Below are 18,322 nucleotides of genomic sequence, written 5' to 3'. Positions count from 1 at the left end.
CTCCGTCCCTCCTCAACCAGCGGCTGAGGAGGGACGGAGACCGACGATCAGACGCCGACCAGCTCGCGCTCGGGCGCCGGCTCCTCCTCGACCTCGACGCGCACGGTGGGCAGCAGCCGGTCGAGCCAGCCGGGGAGCCACCAGTTCCAGTGCCCGAGCAGCGACATCGTGGCCGGGACGAGGACCATCCGGACGAGGGTGGCATCGAGGAGGATCGCGACGGCCATCCCGAGCCCGAGCTGCTTGACGACCACGTCGCCCTCGCTGGCGAAGCCGAGGAAGACGACCACCATGATCGCGGCGGCGGAGGTGATCACCCGGCCGGTGGACGAGAGGCCGCGGACCACGCTGCCGCGCGGGTCGCCGGTGCGCAGGTAGTCCTCCCGGACCCGGGACAGCAGGAACACCTCGTAGTCCATCGACAGGCCGAACAGGATCGCGAACTGCAGGATCGGCATCCAGCTCGACACGGGCATCGGCTGGTCGACGCCGATCAGCTCCGCGGCCCAGCCCCACTGGAAGACCGCGACCAGCACGCCGTAGGCGGCGCTGATGGAGAGCAGGTTCATCGCGGCGGCCTTGAGGGGCACGAGCAGCGACCGGAACATCAGCGCGAGCAGCAGCACGGAGACGCCCACGACGAAGGCGATCACCAGCCACAGCCGCTCCTGCAGCATGTCCGAGATGTCGGAGAAGTACGGCGTCCACCCGGTCACCTCGGCACTCGCCGGGAGCGAGGCACGCAGGTCCTCGATGAGGTCAGGGGTGCGCTCGTCGGTGGGACCGAAGGTGGGCTCGGCCGTGATGACCGCGAGCGCGCCGTCCGGCGTCGTGACGGTCGGCTCGACGCCGGCGATGCGGTCGTCCGCGCCCAGCGTGGCCACCACCTCGTCCGCGGCACCGGCAGCGGAGGTCGGCACCACGACGGTCAGCGGCCCGTTCGCGCCGGGGCCGAGCTCGGCGGCGACGATGTCGTACGCCTGGCGCGTGGTGTTGCCGGCGGGCTGGCTGCTCGCGTCGCCGGGCCAGGTGCGCAGGTCGAGCACGGGCGCGGCGAGCACCAGCAGGGCGCCGAGGCTGACCAGCGCCCAGGCGAGCGGCCGGCGGCCGACCCGCGCGGCCCAGCGGGCCGTGAGCGGCTCCCGGGTGCTCACCGGACGGTTGCGGCGTACGGCGCGGGGGAGCAGCTTTCGACCACCCAGCCGGCACAGCGCCGGCACCAGGGTGAGGGCGGCGGCCGCCACGAACACGACGGCGATCGCGGTGGCCAGGCCGAAGGAGTCGTACGACGACAGGCCGGCGAGGCGCAGGCCCATCAGCGAGACGAGCACGGTCACCGCGGCGAAGACGACCGACCGACCGGAGCTGGCGACCGCGCGGCCGGCGGCCTCGACGGCGTCGTGCCCGAGGCGGAGGTTCTCGACGTGCCGGGTCACCATCAGCAGGGCGTAGTCGATCCCCACGCCGAGCCCCACCATGGAGGCGACCATCGGCGCGGAGGTGCTCACCGACATGGTGGCGGCGAGCAGGGCGATGCCCGAGCTGCCGACCGCCAGGCCGGCGACCGCCGCGCCGATCGGGATCCCGGCCCCGACAGCGGAGCCGAGGGCGATGACGAGGATCAGCAGGGCGACGCCGACGCCGACGAGCTCGCCGGTGCCCCCGATGGCCTCACCGGCGGTGTCGGGCAGGTCGCCGCCGAGCTCCACCTGCAGGCCGGAGTCGATCGTCTCGGCGATCGCGCCCTCCAGGGGCTCGGTGTTGCCCATCAGGTCGGGGTGGGTGATGGGCTCGGCGTACTGCACGGTGAGGACCGCGGTGTCGCCGTCGTCGCTGAGCCGGGCCGGCCCGACGTCCGCGACGTGCTCGAGGCCGCGCAGGCGCTCGGTCAGCGCGCCGACCTCGGAACGGGGGAGCGCGTCGCCCTCGCGGTCGTGGACGACGACTCGGGCGCTGGCGAAGCCGCCCACCCCGTGCTCGCGCAGCAGGTCGATGCCCTGCTGGGCGCGGGCGCCGGGGACGTCCCAGTCGTCCTCCATCGGGGCGCCGAAGGACGACGCGAGTGCCGCGGCCGTGGCCACGAGCAGGATCCAGGCGCCGACCACCCGCCACGGATGGGCGGCGGACGAGCGGCCGAGACGGTAGAGGTACGACGACATGGTGATCTCCTGGGTGCGGGTCGGGCTGACCCGACGACCCTGCGGCCGCCACCTTCGGGCGTACTTGGACGGCGCTTGGGTGCTCGACCCAAGAGCGTTCCCAACCCCTCAGAAGCCGAGTCGCTCGCGGCGCTCGCCCAGCCAGTCGGCGTACGCCGTGAATCCCCACGCGTCGGACTGCTCCAGCGCACGTGCCGCCGCGTCGGCGGCCTCGTGCATGCGGCCCGTGGCCGCAAGGGCGAGCGCGAGGTAGCCGTCGACCGGGCCCATCACGGTCGAGATGCCGCTGATCGAGATCCGACCGTGGAGCGGCGCCAGGCGCGCGGCCATCCGCCCGGCCAGCGGTACGTCGCCTGCGACGGCGGCGGCCTCGGCGACGGAGCACCAGGTGCTCGTGCTGCTCCAGTTGTCCACCCGGTGCGTGACCGGGGTGACCAGCTGGGCGCGCAACCGGTCGGGCTCGCCGGCGCGGGCCATGGCGAGGAGCAGGACGTCGGCGGCCATGTCGTTGTCCGCGACCGCCATGGCGGCCGTGATCGGCTCGATGAGCTCACCGATGCCCTCGTCCCACAGGTGTGACATCAGGTGGATGCCCATCAGGTGCAGCGCCTCGTTGCCGGGGTTCAGTCGCGGCCGCAGCGCGTGGAGCTCGGCGGCGAGCCGGTCCACCTCGGCGCGGGTGCGCCGCAGCGAGGCGAGGCTGAGATCCACCCACCCCAGCGCCACCTGGGCGTAGGAGTTGCGACGGCGGGACGCGAGGCGGGCGGTCGCCGCCGCGGCGTCGACGTACGCCGCCTGCTCGCCCAGCTCGAGCAGGTTGCCGGTCAGCAGGACCGACGCGACGACCTCGGCATCCGGATCGGCGGCCTCCCTCGTCGCGTGGAGCGCATCTCGCGCCAGCTCGAGCCGGACCTCGGCGTGGGCCGGGGTCCAGATGGCCTTCCAGGCGGACTCCGCCGCCCAGGCCAGCAGCGCGGGATCGCCGATCCGGCGAGCCATGGCGACGCCCTCCTCGGTGAGCGCCCGCACCTCCGCCTCGGCCGAGGGGGCGTAGTAGAGCAGCACCGCGAGCGCGAGCATGACCCTGCAGCGCTCCGCCGAGTCACCGTGGGGCAGCTCGGCCATCGCCCAGCGCAGGTCCTCGATGGCGTCCTCCGGCACGTCGTTCCACTGCTGCGGCATCCAGACCGATCCGTCCGAGGTGGCCGCTGCTGCTGCCGCCAGCCTCGGCAGGTCGTCCTCGCGCCGCGCCAGCGCCATCGCCTCCTCAGCGCACGGCAGCACCTGGTCCCACTCCGCGTTGGGTCGGCAGTCGCGGGCCCGGGTCAGCAGCAGGTCGATCCGCTCGGCGGTCGTGCCGAGGGGGTCGCGCCGGTGCGCGTCGATCGCGGCGGCGACGAGCTGCTCGGCCTCGACCCACGCGAAGGTACGACGGGCCTGTGCCGCTGCGTCGGCCGCCGCCCGCCAGGCCCGACCGACGTGGGTGGGTCCGGCGGCGAGCCAGTGCCGCGCGAGCTCGGCGACGCGCTCGTCGCGGCCGACCAGCCCGCCGACCGCTGCGTCGTCGGCGAGGGTGTGCGCGACCTGGGCGTGCAGCCGCGCGAGCCGCGACGGGCTGGCGGTCGTGACGACGGCGTCGCGGGTGAGGGCGTGCGTGAAGGCCACCACCCCGGCCTCGGGGTCCTCGACCAGCCCCGCCTCGCGGGCCGGTGTCAGGACCTCATCGACGTCCTCCGCCGGCTCGCCCGCCACCGCCGCCAGCAGGTCCAGCGAGAACCGTCGGCCGAGGACTGCGGCGAGGAGGAGCAGCTGCCGGGTCCGCTCGGGCAGGTCCTGCAGGCGCCGCACGATGACGTCCCGGACGGTCGCGGGAAGCGTGGTGCTGTCGCGGGCGTCGAGCCGGGCGAGCTCGACCAGGAAGTACGGGTTGCCGCCCGACCGCCTGTGCCAGTCGTCCACCACCTCGGCGGGTACGTCGGTGCCGGCCACGGCGTCCACCAGGCTCCGGGCCTCCTCCGGCGTCAGGCCCGACAGGTCCAGCCGGGTGACGTGGTGACGGGCGAGCTCCTCGCCGACCTCGGCCAGGTCGCCGGTCGGCTCGGGCAGCCTGCGCCGCGTCACGACGACCGCCAGGTGTTGGCCGGGCGCGGCGCTCGTGACGAGGTGGCGCAGCACCTTGAGGCTGGCGGTGTCGGCCCAGTGCAGGTCGTCGAGCACCAGCAGGACCGGCCCGGACGACGACCGGGAGGTGACCTCGTGCGCCAGGGCCTCGCGGGCACGGAACGCCTCGCGCTCGGCGCTCTCGCCGGTGCCCGTCGGTGCGCCGGCCAGCAGCTCCGCGACGTGGCTGTCGAGGTCGCCTCCGGCGAGCTCGCGCAGGGCCTGGCTCCACGGCCACAGGCTGGGGGCGCCGTCGTCCTGCGAGCACCGGCCGGTCGCCACCCGGAAGCCGCGCTCGCGCGCCACGGCCATGACCCTGGACACCAGCCGTGACTTGCCGATGCCGGGCTCGCCGACGAGCAGGGCGGTCGCCGGGGTGCCCGCCTCGGCGCCGGCCAGCACGTCGAGCAGGGCGGCCTCCTCGGCCTCGCGGCCGACCGTCGGCCAGCCCGTCGTCGTACCGCTCCGAGATGCGGCCGCGGACGGGGCCGGGGAGTCGGCCGCAGGGGCGGACGCAGCGCCGTTCGAGCTCGCCCGCAGCCACTGGTGCAGGGCGGGGTCCTGGACGAGCACGGCCTGCTCGAGGTCGCGCAGCTCGCGCCCGGGGTCGAGGCCGAGCTCGTCGGCCAGGACGGACCGGATCTGGCGCAGCGCGGACAGGGCCTCGGCCTGCCGACCGGATCGGGTCAGGGCGAGCGCGTGCAGTGCCCAGAGTCGCTCGCGGAGCGGGTACCTCGCCGTCGCCTCCTCGGTGGCGGCGACCACCACCGCGTGGTCGCCGAGGGCGAGCAGGCCCAGGACGCGCGCCTCCTCGGCGTCGAGCCGGAGCTGGTCGAGCGACGTGCGCTCGAGCACGACCTCGGGCTCGTCGGGGAGGTCGGCGTACGCGTCACCGGTCCACAGGGCCAGCAGCTCCTCGAGCCGGTCCACGCCCTGCGAGACCTCGGCGCGGGTGGGCCAGTCGTCGCTCGGCCCGGTGGTGAGCTGGCCGGCGAGGGGTGCGAGGGTCCGGTGGAGGGTGCGGACCTCGTCGGCGAAGCGGTGAGCGTCGACGTGCTCGCGGCCGAGCGCCAGCCGGTAGCCGTGGTCGCTGGTCAGCAGGACCCGGGGCTTCTCCCGCGGGCCGAGGCCGGGCTCGAGGACGCGCCGTACGCCGGAGAGGTAGGAGTGGAGGGTGCCGTGCGCGCCGCGGGGCGCGTCCTCGCCCCAGACCAGCCGGACCAGGGCGTCGGGCGGGACGTCGCTGCCGAGCCGGAGGGCGAGCGCGGCCAGCACCGAGCGCGGCTTGCGGGCGCCGACGGCCACGGTGGCTGCCGGCTCGTCGGCGAGCGCCACCTGGCTCGTCCCGAGCACACGGACCCACACGCGCAGCAACGTAGCGGGAAAGCACCTCAAGTCGCCCTGGAGTGCGGCTCAAGAGTCGGGGGAGATCGTGCTCGCACCACCAGCCGAGGAGAACCCGATGAAGCACACCGACACCAGCCCGTCGTACCGCCCGCAGCTGACCCTGCCCGGTCAGGCACACACCGCCGAGGGCCCGCACGACCAGACGGGGATGTACGTGATGCACCACGCCCTGCGGCGCGACTTCGACAGGTTCGCCGCGGCCGTGGAGGCCACGCCGGTCGCGGAGCGGGAGGTGTGGGCCGCGCTGGAGCGGCGCTGGGTCGCGATGGCCGACGTGCTGCACCACCACCACTCAGCCGAGGACGACGAGCTGTGGCCGCTGCTGCAGCAGCACGCCGAGGCCGCTGGCAACGCGACCGACATCAAGGTGCTCGCCGACATGGAGGACGAGCATGCCTACATCGACCCCGCGCTCGCGAACGTGCGTGACGCCTTCTCCTCGATGAGCCAGCACCCGTGCGCCGACCACCGCAACGCACTCGAGATCCGGCTCGGTGCCGCCCACGAGCTGCTGCTGTCGCACCTCGCCCACGAGGAGCAGCACGCCCTGCCGATGCTGCAGCGCACCCTGAGCGAGGAGGAGAACGCGGCCTTCGAGAAGGCGGTCGAGAAGCGCTACCCGCTGCGCTCGGTCCCGTTCATCCTGCCGTGGGCCATGGACGGCGTGCCGGCCGACGCCCGCGAGCGCCTCCTCGAGTCCACCCCGCCCGGCTACGGGCTCGTCCTGCGGATCTTCCGACGCCGCTACGAGCGCGGCGAGCGGCTCGCCTTCCGGTACGCCTGACCCTCGCTCACGCGTCGTACGACGCCGGGTGGGGCACCGGCCAGCGGTGCAGGCCGGCCTGCTCAGCCGGCGGCCGAGCGCGCCGCCTTCTTCGCCGCGGCCTCGTCGCGCCGCTCGACGAACCGCGCCGCCTCACCGTCGAGCGCGGCGACGGCGGCAGCGAGCTCGTCGCGGGCGGCCTCGCCGTCCTCGTCCAGGCCGGTCAGCTCCCACACGCCCCACTGCCGCAACAGCGGCGTGACGATGTCGTCGTGGTGGATGCGGAGGTCGTAGATCCCGGCCTTGGCCATCTGCACCGCCTTGCGGGAGAAGCCCGGGATGACGCTGCCGGGCATCTCGAACCCGACGACCTCCTCGGTGATCGCGCGCATCGTCTGGCTGGGCGCGATCTCGAGGGCCGCGGTGACGAGGTTGCGGTAGAAGATCATGTGGAGGTTCTCGTCCTTGGCGACGCGGGCGAGCAGCTTGTCGGCGATCGGCTCCTCGGTGTACTTGCCGGTGTTGCGGTGCGAGACGCGGGTGGCGAGCTCCTGGAAGGAGACGTACGCGCAGACGTTGAGCAGCGACTTGTCCATCGCCTCGTAGCCCGTCTCCATCGTCTCCATCCGGGCGCGCTCGAGCTCGACGGGGTCGACGCCGCGCGTGACGAGGAGGTAGTCGCGGATGCAGAACGCGTGCCGGCCCTCCTCAGCCGTCCACCGGTTCACCCAGGTGCCCCACGCGCTGTCGCGGCCGAAGGCCCGGTCGATCTCGCGGTGGTAGCTCGGGAGGTTGTCCTCGGTGAGGAGGTTGACCTCGAGCGCGGTGCGCGCGATGGGGGACAGCTGTGACTGCGCCAGCTCCCACGGCTCGCCACCGAGGTCCGCGAAGTCCCGGCCCAGGCTCCACGGGACGTACTCGTGCGGCATCCACTCGTCGGCCATCGCGAGGTGCCGGTTGAGGTTCTCCTCGACCACCGGCTCGAGCTCGGTCAGCAGCTGGGTGCTCTCGAGTGCGGCCATGCCATCTCCTCGTCCGGCGGGCGCGAGGACGAGCCGCCTCGCCCTCCTTGCCTACACCCGCGGGCGGGCCGGTGGATAGGGCTCAGGAGGGCATTGCGACGCGACGACCACCGGCGCTAGCGTCTTACTCATGCAAGTAACCGAGCGCTCGGCCGCGGCGACCGCCCGGCGGGCCCAGATCGTCGAGGCGACGATTGCGGTGGTCGCGGAGGAGGGCTTCGCCCGGGCGTCGTTCGTGCGGATCGCCGAGCGGGCCGGCCTGTCGAGCACCCGGCTGATCAGCTACCACTTCGCGGGCAAGGCTGAGCTGGTCGCCGCCCTGGTCGAGCACGTCGTCGACGACATCGGCCGCCACGTGGGCGCACTGGTGATGGCGGCGGAGTCGCCGGGCGCACGCCTCGCGGCGTACATCGAGGGCGTGGTGGGGTACGCCGACTCGCACCGCGCCCCGATGGCCGCCCTGCTGCAGGTGGTGCTGTCCGGCGCCTGGGGTGACGGCCGACCGGCGCCGAGCGACGTCAGCCACCTCGAGCGGATCCTCGCCGACGGCCAGCACTCCGGGGTGATGCGCGACTTCGACACCCACGTCATGGCCAGCACGATCCAGCGGGCCGTGGAGGCCGTGCCCTTCCAGCTGCAGGCCGACCCCGGCCCGGACTGCACGGCGTACGCCGCCGAGCTGGTCGAGCTGTTCGACCGCGCGACGAGGGCCGACGCATGACGCTCGTGCGACCGGCCCTGGGCATCGTCGGGTCGACCGCGCTCTACTACCTGATGCGCCACCTCGGCGTCAGCGTCTACGCGGCGCTCGTCGTCGGCGCCGTGCTGTCGCTCGTGCCGGCGTGCGTGTCACTGGTCCGGGGCATCCGGCCAAGCGGTCTCGAGGCGTTCTTCACGGTCCTGCTCTTCGCGAGCTTCGCGATCTCCCTGCTGCCCGGCGACGAGCGGTTCCTGCTCGCCAAGGACGCCCTCGTCACCAGCGGTGTCGGCCTGTGGTTCGTCGCCAGCCTGTGGTGGGCCGACCGACCGCTGGCCTACCAGTTCGCCCGGCCGATGGTGGAGGGTCGGCTCGGCTGGCCCGGCGACTGGGAGGGGTTGTGGGAGCGCGAGTCGTGGTTCCGGCAGATGTGGCGCACGTCGAGCACCCTCTGGGCGATCGGCACGCTGCTCGACGCCGGCGGGCGGGTGGTGATGGCGTACACGCTCCCTCCCGACGTCGTGCCCGGGCTCAACGTCGGGATGTACGTCGCGACCGCCGTCGTGCTCAACGTCGTGACGACCGTGGTCTACGTGCGAGCGGGTGCCCTCGGGAGGCGGCGACGGATGCCCGTCGGCTGACGCGACCCTGCGCTCACGCGGCGCCCAGCACGCCCTCGACGAGGACCCGCAGGTGGTCGGCGGTCGCGTCGGGGCCGAGCCCCTGGTCGCGCCGCAGCGCCTTCCACGTGAGCACGTCGAGGGAGGTGGCGAGCAGGACGACCGTGCGCTCGCGCCGCTTGCCGCGCAGCCCCTTCAGCTGGGGGGCGAAGACGTGCTCGACCCACTCGCGGTGCGCGCGGCGGCCAGTGTCGAGGACCTGGTCCAGCTCGGGCATCCGGCCGGCGAGCGCGACGAGGCGGAACGTCGCGTCGCCAGAGGCCTCGTAGTCGGTGACGGCGGTCCCGACTATCGAGGCCACGTCGCCGGGCACCGCCTGCGAGCGGAGCTCGGCGAGCGCGGGGGCGAAGCGCTCGGACACCCCGGTCAGGTAGAGCCCGATCTTGCTGCCGAAGTGGTTGACCACCGTCTGCTGGGAGACACCGGCCGCGCGCGCCACGTCGGCGAGGGTCACCTCGTCGAACCAGGCAGGCGCGAAGAGCTCGACCGCGGCGTCGAGGATCGCCTCGCGGGTGCGCTGCATCGCCGCGGCCCGGCCGGTCATCTCGTAGCGGCGTGCCATGTCTGGACCACCCTTCAATTTGCGCTTGACACAAATCAATATAGCGGGACACTAATCAAAACGCCAGTTCCGTCCAGGAGTCCACCCATGACCCGCTTCCTCGCCTATGTCTCGCCCGCCGTCGGCCACACCCTGCCGCTGGTGCCGGGCCTGCTCGAGCTGCAGCGCCGCGGCCACGCCGTCGACGTCCGCACCCTGCCCTCGCTGGTGCCGGTCCTCCAGGTGGCGGGCCTCGATGCCTCGCCCGTCGCGCCCGAGGTGATCGCCGTGCCGATCACCGACTACCGGGCCGCCACCGACGCGGACCGCCTGCACGCCGGGCAGGTCGATCTCATCGGCCGCGGCCGCCACGACGGCCCCGACTTCCTGGCGGCAGTCGACTCGTTCGGCCCCGACGTCGTCCTCGTCGACGTGAACGCGTACGGCGCCCAGCTCCAGGCCGAGCGGCTCGACCTGCCGCGTGCGGTCCTCATGCCGACCGTGGTCCCGGTCCCCGGGAAGGGCGTGCCGGCCTACGGGCTCGGGATGAAGCCCGCCCGCGGGCCACTCGGAGCCGCGCGCGACCGGGTGATGTGGAAGGTGGTGGAGCGGATGTTCGGCAAGGCGATGCTGCCCGGTCTCAACCAGCTGCGCCGCGAGCTCGGTCTCCGCGAGCTGTCCACCCCGCTGGACAACTGGCGCCCGCCCAACACCATCCTGGCGCTCACCTCCGAGCCGCTGGAGTACGCCCGGCACGACCTGCCGGACAACATCCACCTCGTCGGGAGCCAGCCGTGGGAGCCGCCTGCCGAGCGGCCGGCGTACCTCGACGAGCCCGGCGACCCGTGGGTCCTCGTCACCTGCTCGACGGACTACCAGGGTGACGAGCAGCTGGCCCGGGTTGCCGCCGAGGCGCTGCGTGACGAGCCCGTCCGGGTCCTGGTCACGCTGGCCGACGCCTACGACCAGGCCGCCGTCACCACGTCGGGCAACGTGCGGGTCGAGCGCTTCGTGCCCCACGGCCACGTGCTCCCGCAGGCGGCGGCGGTCGTCTGCCACGGCGGCATGGGCATCGTCACCAAGGCGGCGTCCGCCGGGGTGCCGAGCGTCGTCGTCCCCTTCGGTCGCGACCAACCGGAGATTGCCCGGCGGGTGACCGAGGCGGGTGCCGGCGTCTCGCTGAAGGCGTCACGACTCACGCCCGAGCGCCTTCGGGGCGCGGTCCGGCAGGCGATGGACATGGCCGACCAGGCGCGCGGGGTGTCCCGCCGGCTGGACCCGTCCGGGGCGCCCGCCCGCTTCGCCGACGCTGCGCTGTCGCTCGTACGCCCCGCGGTCAGGGCCGCCGGCCAGGAGGGCGACGCAGCGGGTCGCTGACCACCACCGCGGACGCCCGTCGGAGACCCCACCTCCGGCGGGCGTCCGCACGCAGAATGTGATATCTATTTGCCATCACATTCTGGAGAGGGGTTGGGGCATGGACGGGGACCGGGCAGTGCAGCAGGGGGAGACCGGCGAGTCGGAGGGTGGCCCGCCGGCCGGACACCCGGTGGGGCACGAGGGCACGCGGGTGGACGTGACCGAGCGGGAGGCGTGGTCGGTCGACGGCTTCGCCGGGCTCGCGGTGTCGCTCGTGCTCCTGGGCCTGGGCGGCTGGATGACGGTCGCGGGCATCATCGACGCGGACGCCGGACGTGGCGGCATCGGGCTCATCGTCGGCGGCATGGCGATCGGTGTCCTCGGGCTCCTGCTCTCCGCCTCGTTGACGATCGTGGCGCCGGGGCAGACGCGGGTCGTCCAGTTCTTCGGCCGCTACGTCGGCACCGTGCGCAAGCAGGGGCTGCGGATGACCGTCCCGCTGACCACCCGGCGCAACGTCTCGGTCCGCGTGCACAACTTCGAGACCAACGAGCTCAAGGTCAACGACGCGGACGGCAACCCGGTCAACATCGCGGCCATCGTCGTGTGGCAGGTGGCCGACACGGCGCGGGCGACCTTCGCGGTGGAGGACTACGAGGACTTCGTGGCGGTGCAGGCCGAGTCGGCCCTGCGGCACGTGGCGATGAGCCACCCCTACGACAACGCCGCCACCGAGGTCACCCTGCGCGGCGACACCGAGGTCATCTCCGCGGAGCTCGCCGCGGAGGTCGCGGAGCGGATCGCCCTGGCCGGCCTGGAGGTCATCGAGGTGCGGATCTCGGCCCTCGCGTACGCCCCCGAGATCGCGCAGGCGATGCTGCAGCGGCAGCAGGCCTCGGCGGTCATCGCCGCGCGCGAGAAGATCGTCGACGGCGCGGTCGGCATGGTCGAGAGCGCGCTCGAGCAGCTGGAGCGCAAGGACATCGTCGAGCTCGACGCCGAGCGCAAGGCAGCCATGGTGTCCAACCTGCTCACGGTGCTCTGCTCCGAACGCGGCACGACGCCCGTCGTCAACACCGGATCCCTGTACACCTGATCGTGGGCGAGCAGGCGGGGGGGCCGGCCCCCAGGCGAGGCGCGGAGCGCAAGTCCGTGCTGCTGCGCCTCGACCCTGCTGTCCACTCCGCACTGCAGCGCTGGGCGGCCGACGACCTGCGGAGCGTCAACGCCCAGATCGAGCTGGTCCTGCGCGACGCGCTGCGGGCCGCCGGCCGGGCCCCGCGTGACGCAGGTCCGGTGCCGAGGCGGGGGCGTCCCCCGAAGGACAGGGAGGACTGACCCCGCCTCGGGGCTCAGGGCTGGAAGACCACCTTGACCATGCCGTCCTCCTTCTTCTGGAAGTGCGCGTAGGCGTCGGGGGCCTCCGTGAGGGGGAGGTGGTGGGTGGCGAAGGCGTCGACGCCGAAGGGGTCGTCCTCGACCAGCATGGCGAGCAGCTCGTCGGTCCAGCGGCGCACGTTGGCCTGGCCCATGCGGACCTGGACCTGCTTGTCGAAGAGCTGGAACATCGGCATCGGGTCGGCCGACCCGCCGTAGACCCCGGAGATCGAGATCGTGCCGCCGCGTCGTACGGCGTCGATGGCGGTGTGCAGCGCGGCGAGGCGGTCGAGGCCGGCCTTCTTCATCATCGGCTCCGCGACCGCGTCGGGCAGCAGGCCGACGGCCTTCTGCACGACCTGGGCGCCGCCGGAGCCGTGGGCCTCCATGCCGACCGCGTCGATGACGGCGTCGGGGCCGCGGCCGCCGGTGGCCTCCCGGATGATGTCGCCGACGTTGCCCACGTCGTTGGCGTCGTCGAAGTTCAGCGGCTCGGCGCCGAAGGCCTCGACCCGGGCGAGGCGCTCGGGCACGCGGTCGACGGAGAAGACCCGGTGGCCGGCGCGTACGCCCATGCGCGCCGCCATGTCACCGATCGGGCCGGCGCCGAGGACGAGCAGCGTGCCGCCGTCGGGCACGTCGGCGTACTGCAGCCCCTGCCACGCGGTCGGCAGGACGTCGGACAGGAAGAGGAAGCGGTCGTCGGCGTGCTCGTGGGGCACCTTGACCGGCAGGAAGTCGGCGAACGGGACACGGAGGTACTCCGCCTGGCCGCCGGGGACCTGGCCGTAGAGCTTGCTGTAGCCGAAGAAGCTCGCGCCGGTGCCGTGCTCGTGGTTCTGCGTGGTCTCGCACTGGCTGTAGAGGCCCTGTCCGCACATCCAGCACGAGCCGCAGCAGACGTTGAACGGGACGACGACGCGGTCGCCGACCTTCAGGTTGCTGACCCCGGACCCGACCTCCTCGACGATGCCCATCGGCTCGTGGCCGACGATGTCACCGGCCTCCATGAAGGGCGCGAGGGTCTCGTAGAGGTGCAGGTCGGAGCCGCACAGGCCGGTCGAGGTGATCTTGATGATCGCGTCCGTGGGCTCCTCGATGCGGGGGTCGGGGACCTCGGTGACCTGCATGTCGTGGACGCCCTGCCAGGTGACTGCCTTCATCGCGCTGAACCGCCTTCGGGTCGGGGGTGGTCGAAGGCGTTCCGTACCCGAGGGCGCGTGGTGCATGCAACGACGGGCGGGGTACGACGTCCCCGGGGCTCCCGAGCGCCCCGGTGCACCCGCAGGCACGTCTCAGCGCGACGCGAACCAGGGGCGGTGCAGGTCGTAGAACTGCGCGTCCGCCATGGCGTACTCGAGGTCGGACCGCATCTCGGCCGGCGGCTCCATCTGCTCACCCTGCCGGGCCGCGTCCTCGCTGGTGAAGGCCACGGTCTCGGTGAAGGTGCCGTCCGGCTCGATGGCGAGCGTGCCGCCGAGGATCTCGGGACGCATCTCGTGCAACGAGTCGGTGTCGGCGGTCATCATCGACCTGAGCCGGTCGACGTCGTCGACCTTGCCCCGGATGACCTGGACGAAGCCCGCGCTGTCGGACCCACCGTCCATCAGGAGGGTGACGTCGTCACAGTCGTGGAACTCGACGGGGCCGTCGAAGAGCTCCATCATGCGGGCGGCCCAGGCGTCCTGCTCGGGCCTGCCGGAGTTGGACATCGCGGCTTCCCGCGAATCGAATCGGACGACGCCCACGAACATGTCGTCGTCGGTGAACCCGTAGGTCCCTCCGAGCCAGCCCTGTGCTCCGGAGCTGAGCTCGTTGCGCCACATGTCCAGGTGCTCGTGGAGCTCCTGCTGGCGCGTGCACCTGCCTTGGATGATCTGGATGAACACGCTGCCCCTCCTCGGTGTGGTCACCCACCTCTCGGGATCGGGGGTGGGAGGGCAGTCCTCGAATCTACGCCGATGCGCGGGTCGGTCACAGGAACGGCGGATCGGTCTGGACCGCCCGTCCGGCGGAGGATCCGCACTGTCGGTGGTCGTCCCTAGGGTCGTCGTCGTGGGGGTCGCGGGGGCGATCCGGTGAGGGGTCGGAGATGGAGCTGGGGCATCGGTGGGACGACGCGGTCGAGACTGCGTGGCGGGCGTTCCGCCAGCGGCTGGGCGATCGCGTCGCGAGCCTGGGGGAGGACGACTCGGTCGTCGTCGAGGTCCCCCAGCAGCACGAGGCGGGGGCTGCGCCCTACTGCCAGGTGGCGGGTGGTGCCGGGGTGGTCCGTGTCGAGGCGGTGAGCAACGTCCACCTCGCGGCCGCGTGCGAGCTCGACGAGGAGCAGGAGCGTGCCCTCGAGCGCATCGGGTTCCACCGGCCCGAGGCCGAGGACTGGTCGGAGGGCGAGACCAACTTCTGGATCGACCTCGAGCAGCGTGAGGCGGACCGTGCCGCCGTGATGGTCGTCCGGGCGCTGCGCGAGGTGCACGGCGTGCTCCACCCGGTCTACCTCGACGCCGACGGGCTCGAGCCGGAGGGTGCCGTACGCCCTCTGCCGCCGGAGCCCGAGCGGGCCGTGCCCGACCCGGACGAGGTCGTCCGGCCCACGTCCGTCGACGAGGTGCGGGCAGTCGTCGACCTCGCGGTCGCCGGCACCTACGACGAGGCGCCCGCGTGGGACGACGACGGTGACCTCCCGCTCCCGACGAGGGACCGCCTCGTCTGGGTGTCGGTCAACAACAGCGCCCCGCGGGTGCTGCTGTCGTGCGTCCTGGTCGACGGCGTCGCCGACCGGCACGCCGCGCTCGTCGAGGTCGACCGGCTCAACCGCACCGAGCTCGGCCTGACGTTCTCGCTCGCCGAGCAGCGCATCAGCGTGACGCGCGAGCTGGGGCTCGAGGCGGCACTGCCGTCCGCGGTCCGGACCGAGATCCTCCGGTTGCTGTCGCAGGTCGACGGCTGGGCAGGTGACCTCGGCAAGCGCGTCCGCACTGCGCCCGAGCCCACGGGCGAGCGGCCCGGCGACCGGTTCGCGACGGCGTACGCCGTGATGGCCGAGCTCGAGCGCGACGACCGGGGCTCGGTGGGGCCGGCCGCGATGGTGCGGATCTACGCCAACGACACCGGCCTGCTGCTCAAGGCAATCCGGATCACCGAGAAGCGTCGCCGCGAGACCCGCACGCGGGTGCGCGAGGCGCGCGCTGCCGGACAGCGCAGCAAGGAGAAGGTGCTGCAGGCGCGGCACGACTACCTCCGCGACCTGGCGGCTCGCATGCGCGCCGGGCTGCGCCTGATGGTCGACGCCCCCGTCCGCAAGGTGCAGCTCGACCAGCTCGCGCTCTTCGACGAGGACGAGGCCGGGACCGGGAGGTGACGGCTCAGAGGTCGGTGTCGACGACGTAGGCGTCGTGGTCCGACAGCCGCTTGCCCTCGTGCACGGCCGCTGTCCGGCGACCGCTCGCCTTGGTGCCCTGCGGGACGGCGATGTGGTCGATGCAGAGCAGGCCCTCGATGGGATGGGCGAGCTCTGCGGTCGGGACCACGAGACCGAGCTCGTCGAGTGCACGGGTGATCTCGCGGCGACCGCCCTGCGAGCCGGCGTACTCACGACCCTGCATGGCGTGGTTCCAGTCGCCTCCCCACACGAGCGAGCCGGCGGCGTGGAGGCGGAGCAGGAGGTCGTCGACAACGTGCTTCGTCTTGACGGCGTGACGGTCGCCGACCCACGGGTGGCGCGACCCGCACGACTTCCAGGGCAGCACCGAGCTGACGTACGTGGTCGCGCCGACCTGTGCCGCAGCGCTCGCGGGGTGTGGGTCCGGGCTCGATGTCATCGGCTGGCGGCTCGCGACCGCGGCCCACCGGCGGCGGCGAGCCATCGTGGCCCGCGACGTGCTGATCGCGTAGCCGGGCAGGCACGTCCGCTCGTTGACCTCGGTCAGCAGCCAGACGTCGCAGTCGGCGTCGAGGAGGAGCCTCCGGTGCTCGTCCGACCAGCGTCCGGCGAGGTTCCACGTCCCGATGCGCACGCCCGCATCCTGTCGGAAGGACCTCATTCCGCGCGCACAGGTCCGGACGTCGGTCACAGGTAGCGCGGGACTGCTGCGCGGTAGTCGTCGGCGGGAGAAGGCGTGCACCCCGGAACGGTCACGGCGCGCCCACCGGCACGGCCGCTTCCCGGTGCGCCTGACGACTCCGGAGGTACCAGAACAGCATCAGGGCAGAGCTGCCCACGTAGAAGGTGTGCAGGACCCAGATCGGACCCGGCGGCAGGTTGAAGACGTACACGGAGTGGATAGCGTTGCCGACGTTGGCCAGGGCGATGTTGCCGAAGCTGTAGGACGACAGCTCGCGCGTCCGGAGCGCCTTGCGGAGCATCGGCAGGACGCTGCCGGCAAAGACGATCGTGGAGACCGTCCCGGCGATCATCGGCAGTGTCGTGTCCATGTCGCGACGCTAGGCCCGCCACCCTCCGCGACGCATCGGCCGAAACGTGCATCCTGCCGCGGGGGCCGGGTGCGAAGGACGACCCATCCTCGTCACGTCTTCTTCACACCAGTCCGCGCTCGAAGGCGTACGCCGCCGCAGCCGTGCGCGAGCCGACGTCGAGCTTGGCGAAGATGTTGGAGAGGTGGCGGGCGACCGTCTTCTCGCTCAGCACCAGCTCGGCCGCGATCTGCGGGTTGCTGCGACCCGACGCGACGAGGCGGAGCACCTCGACCTCGCGGGCGGTCAGGCCCCCGGGGAGGGTTGCGGGGGCCAGGAGCGAGGAGGCGAGGTCGGCCATCGGCGCAGCCCCGACCTGCCGGAAGACGGTGCGCGCGGCGGTGAGCTCGTGCTCGGCGGACGGGTCGGCGAGGGCCAGCAGGCAGCGACCGACGGAGAGGCGCGCGACGGCGGCGTCGTACGTCGCTGCGGACCTGGTCCACAGCTGGTGGGCCTTGCGGAAGTAGGGCAGCGCGCCCGCGGCGTCCCCGGCGGCGAGCTCGACTGCACCGAGTGCCTGGGCGGCCGAGGCGACGAGCGCCGTGGCGCCCGACGAGTCCGCCAGCGAGGACAGCTCCTCCGCGAGCACCCGCGCCGGCTCGACCTGTCCGCACGCCAGCAGCACCTCGATCGCTGCCGGCAGCAGCCGGCACCGCTGCACCGGACCGGCCGGGGCGGCCAGCAGACGGTCGACCGCGGCACGCGCCGCTTCGTTGCGGCCGCTCGCCGACCACAGCAGCGCGAGCCCCGGTTGCGGGTCGACACCGAGGTCGGCGGCGCGCTGGTAGGCCTCGTCCGCCCCCGACAGGTCCCCTCGCAGGCGGAGCACGTCGCCCGTCTCGATGGCGGTCAGGCCGATGGCGTCGTGGGTGCCGAGCTGCGCGTAGCGCTCGGCGGCGCGGGCGTACTCGCGCAGGGCGTCGTCCCAGGTGCCGTGCAGCCTCAGGAGCTGGCCGCGGTGCACGGCACACTGGCCGGTGAAGGCGAGCAGCCCGGGCTGGGCGTCGCACCAGCGCTCGAGAGCTGTCGTCCACTCGGCCACCCGGGCGAAGTCGCTGATCTCCTGGGCGCCCTCGATCGCGGTGCAGTAGACGTTGCCGGCCGTGAACGGCGTGGCCTCCCCGGCGATCACGCGCACCATCGCCTCGTCGAGGTGCGCGAGACCCTCGGCGAACCGTCCGGAGTAGAGGGCGACGCGGCCCTGTGCGCAGGTGCTCGTGGCGATCAGGTCGCTGTCGTGGAAGCGGCGACCGGCGGCGTTGGCCTCGTCGGCACAGGTCTGTGCGGCCGCGAAGTCGCCCTCGCCGATCGCACGGAACATCAGCAGGAACGCGACCCAGCCGCGCTCGGCGCAGTCCTCGCCGATCTCCTCGACCAGGTCGGCCGCCCGGGCCGTCCAGCCGGCCGCGAGGGCCGGCTCGCCGTGGCTCGACGCGCTCATCGCGAGGCGGAAGGCGCACCGCACCGCCTGGCACGGGTCGCCGTCTTCCTGGTTGCGGCGGAACGCGCGCTGGAGCGCGCGGACCAGGTCGTCGTGGTGGCCGAGGAGTCCGGCGGCCGTGCCGAACCGGTCGAGCTCGTCGGCGTCGAGGCCGTCGAGCCCCTCGCGGGACCACGCGTCGTACGCGGCCTGCCAGTCACCGCGCGCGAAGTGGTCAGAGGCCTGACTCACGGTCCGAGGGTA

The 18,322-nt window shown here is 73.2% G+C and carries 16 protein-coding genes; 7 read left to right on the top strand and 9 right to left on the bottom strand.

Annotated elements, in window-relative coordinates; genetic code table 11:
- Window positions 1-47: 47 nt before the first annotated feature.
- Window positions 48-2,159 carry an MMPL family transporter gene (locus AC3A3L_RS13170; protein WP_487640483.1) on the bottom strand — a complete coding sequence of 704 codons (2,112 nt, stop codon included), beginning with the start codon at window positions 2,157-2,159 and terminating at the stop codon, window positions 48-50.
- Between the two features lie 108 nt (window positions 2,160-2,267).
- Window positions 2,268-5,684: an ATP-binding protein gene (locus AC3A3L_RS13165; RefSeq protein WP_487640482.1), complete on the bottom strand. Its 3,417-nt coding sequence runs from the start codon at window positions 5,682-5,684 to the stop codon at window positions 2,268-2,270.
- 97 nt (window positions 5,685-5,781) lie between these two features.
- Between AC3A3L_RS13165 and AC3A3L_RS13160 the strand changes: the two genes are divergently transcribed.
- Window positions 5,782-6,510 (top strand): hemerythrin domain-containing protein, encoded by a 729-nt coding sequence (locus AC3A3L_RS13160; protein ID WP_487640481.1) that lies wholly within the window; start codon window positions 5,782-5,784, stop codon window positions 6,508-6,510.
- Between the two features lie 62 nt (window positions 6,511-6,572).
- On the opposite strand, the gene AC3A3L_RS13155 is transcribed toward AC3A3L_RS13160, so the two are convergent.
- Window positions 6,573-7,511, bottom strand: coding sequence for an acyl-ACP desaturase (locus tag AC3A3L_RS13155; protein ID WP_487640480.1), 939 nt, complete (start codon window positions 7,509-7,511; stop codon window positions 6,573-6,575).
- Window positions 7,512-7,641: 130 nt separating this feature from the next.
- On the opposite strand from AC3A3L_RS13155, the gene AC3A3L_RS13150 reads away from it, so the two are divergent.
- Both AC3A3L_RS13150 and AC3A3L_RS13145 read left to right on the top strand, forming a co-directional pair.
- Window positions 7,642-8,232 carry a TetR/AcrR family transcriptional regulator gene (locus AC3A3L_RS13150; protein ID WP_487640479.1) on the top strand — a complete coding sequence of 197 codons (591 nt, stop codon included), beginning with the start codon at window positions 7,642-7,644 and terminating at the stop codon, window positions 8,230-8,232.
- The gene (locus tag AC3A3L_RS13145; RefSeq protein ID WP_487640478.1) at window positions 8,229-8,849 is read left to right on the top strand and encodes a VC0807 family protein; all 621 of its coding nucleotides are present in this window, start codon (window positions 8,229-8,231) and stop codon (window positions 8,847-8,849) included. The genes AC3A3L_RS13150 and AC3A3L_RS13145 overlap by 4 nt, the downstream gene beginning before the upstream one ends.
- Before the next feature lie 13 nt (window positions 8,850-8,862).
- Here AC3A3L_RS13145 and AC3A3L_RS13140 read toward each other — a convergent pair whose 3' ends face one another.
- Window positions 8,863-9,450: a TetR/AcrR family transcriptional regulator gene (locus AC3A3L_RS13140; RefSeq protein ID WP_487640477.1), complete on the bottom strand. Its 588-nt coding sequence runs from the start codon at window positions 9,448-9,450 to the stop codon at window positions 8,863-8,865.
- A gap of 87 nt (window positions 9,451-9,537) precedes the next feature.
- On the opposite strand from AC3A3L_RS13140, the gene AC3A3L_RS13135 reads away from it, so the two are divergent.
- The 3 genes from AC3A3L_RS13135 (at window position 9,538) to AC3A3L_RS13125 (ending at window position 12,126) form a co-directional block, all read left to right on the top strand.
- Window positions 9,538-10,806 carry a glycosyltransferase gene (locus AC3A3L_RS13135; protein ID WP_487640476.1) on the top strand — a complete coding sequence of 423 codons (1,269 nt, stop codon included), beginning with the start codon at window positions 9,538-9,540 and terminating at the stop codon, window positions 10,804-10,806.
- Window positions 10,807-10,906: 100 nt separating this feature from the next.
- Complete coding sequence (locus AC3A3L_RS13130; protein WP_487640475.1) at window positions 10,907-11,884, top strand: SPFH domain-containing protein; 978 nt, start codon at window positions 10,907-10,909, stop codon at window positions 11,882-11,884.
- A gap of 56 nt (window positions 11,885-11,940) precedes the next feature.
- A complete protein-coding gene (locus tag AC3A3L_RS13125) occupies window positions 11,941-12,126 on the top strand; it encodes a type II toxin-antitoxin system antitoxin (protein WP_487640474.1) in 186 nt (61 codons plus the stop codon).
- Between the two features lie 14 nt (window positions 12,127-12,140).
- On the opposite strand, the gene AC3A3L_RS13120 is transcribed toward AC3A3L_RS13125, so the two are convergent.
- Window positions 12,141-13,328, bottom strand: a complete 1,188-nt coding sequence (locus AC3A3L_RS13120; protein ID WP_487640473.1) for a zinc-dependent alcohol dehydrogenase — start codon at window positions 13,326-13,328, stop codon at window positions 12,141-12,143.
- Between the two features lie 132 nt (window positions 13,329-13,460).
- Window positions 13,461-14,054, bottom strand: a complete 594-nt coding sequence (locus AC3A3L_RS13115; protein ID WP_487640472.1) for a hypothetical protein — start codon at window positions 14,052-14,054, stop codon at window positions 13,461-13,463.
- Window positions 14,055-14,257: 203 nt separating this feature from the next.
- Between AC3A3L_RS13115 and AC3A3L_RS13110 the strand changes: the two genes are divergently transcribed.
- Window positions 14,258-15,526: a TY-Chap domain-containing protein gene (locus tag AC3A3L_RS13110; RefSeq protein ID WP_487640471.1), complete on the top strand. Its 1,269-nt coding sequence runs from the start codon at window positions 14,258-14,260 to the stop codon at window positions 15,524-15,526.
- Window positions 15,527-15,530: 4 nt separating this feature from the next.
- Here AC3A3L_RS13110 and AC3A3L_RS13105 read toward each other — a convergent pair whose 3' ends face one another.
- From AC3A3L_RS13105 to AC3A3L_RS13095, 3 genes are all read right to left on the bottom strand, one after another.
- Window positions 15,531-16,181: an endonuclease/exonuclease/phosphatase family protein gene (locus AC3A3L_RS13105; RefSeq protein ID WP_487640470.1), complete on the bottom strand. Its 651-nt coding sequence runs from the start codon at window positions 16,179-16,181 to the stop codon at window positions 15,531-15,533.
- A 118-nt stretch (window positions 16,182-16,299) separates the two neighbouring features.
- Window positions 16,300-16,599, bottom strand: coding sequence for a hypothetical protein (locus AC3A3L_RS13100; RefSeq protein ID WP_487640469.1), 300 nt, complete (start codon window positions 16,597-16,599; stop codon window positions 16,300-16,302).
- A 103-nt stretch (window positions 16,600-16,702) separates the two neighbouring features.
- Window positions 16,703-18,310, bottom strand: a complete 1,608-nt coding sequence (locus AC3A3L_RS13095; RefSeq protein WP_487640468.1) for a LuxR C-terminal-related transcriptional regulator — start codon at window positions 18,308-18,310, stop codon at window positions 16,703-16,705.
- Window positions 18,311-18,322 lie beyond the last annotated feature (12 nt).

It is taken from the genome of Nocardioides sp. Soil_C_8, from assembly GCF_057656315.1.
The sequence above is the reverse complement of the archived record's forward strand: the minus strand, read 5'-3'. Positions and strand labels throughout refer to the sequence as shown.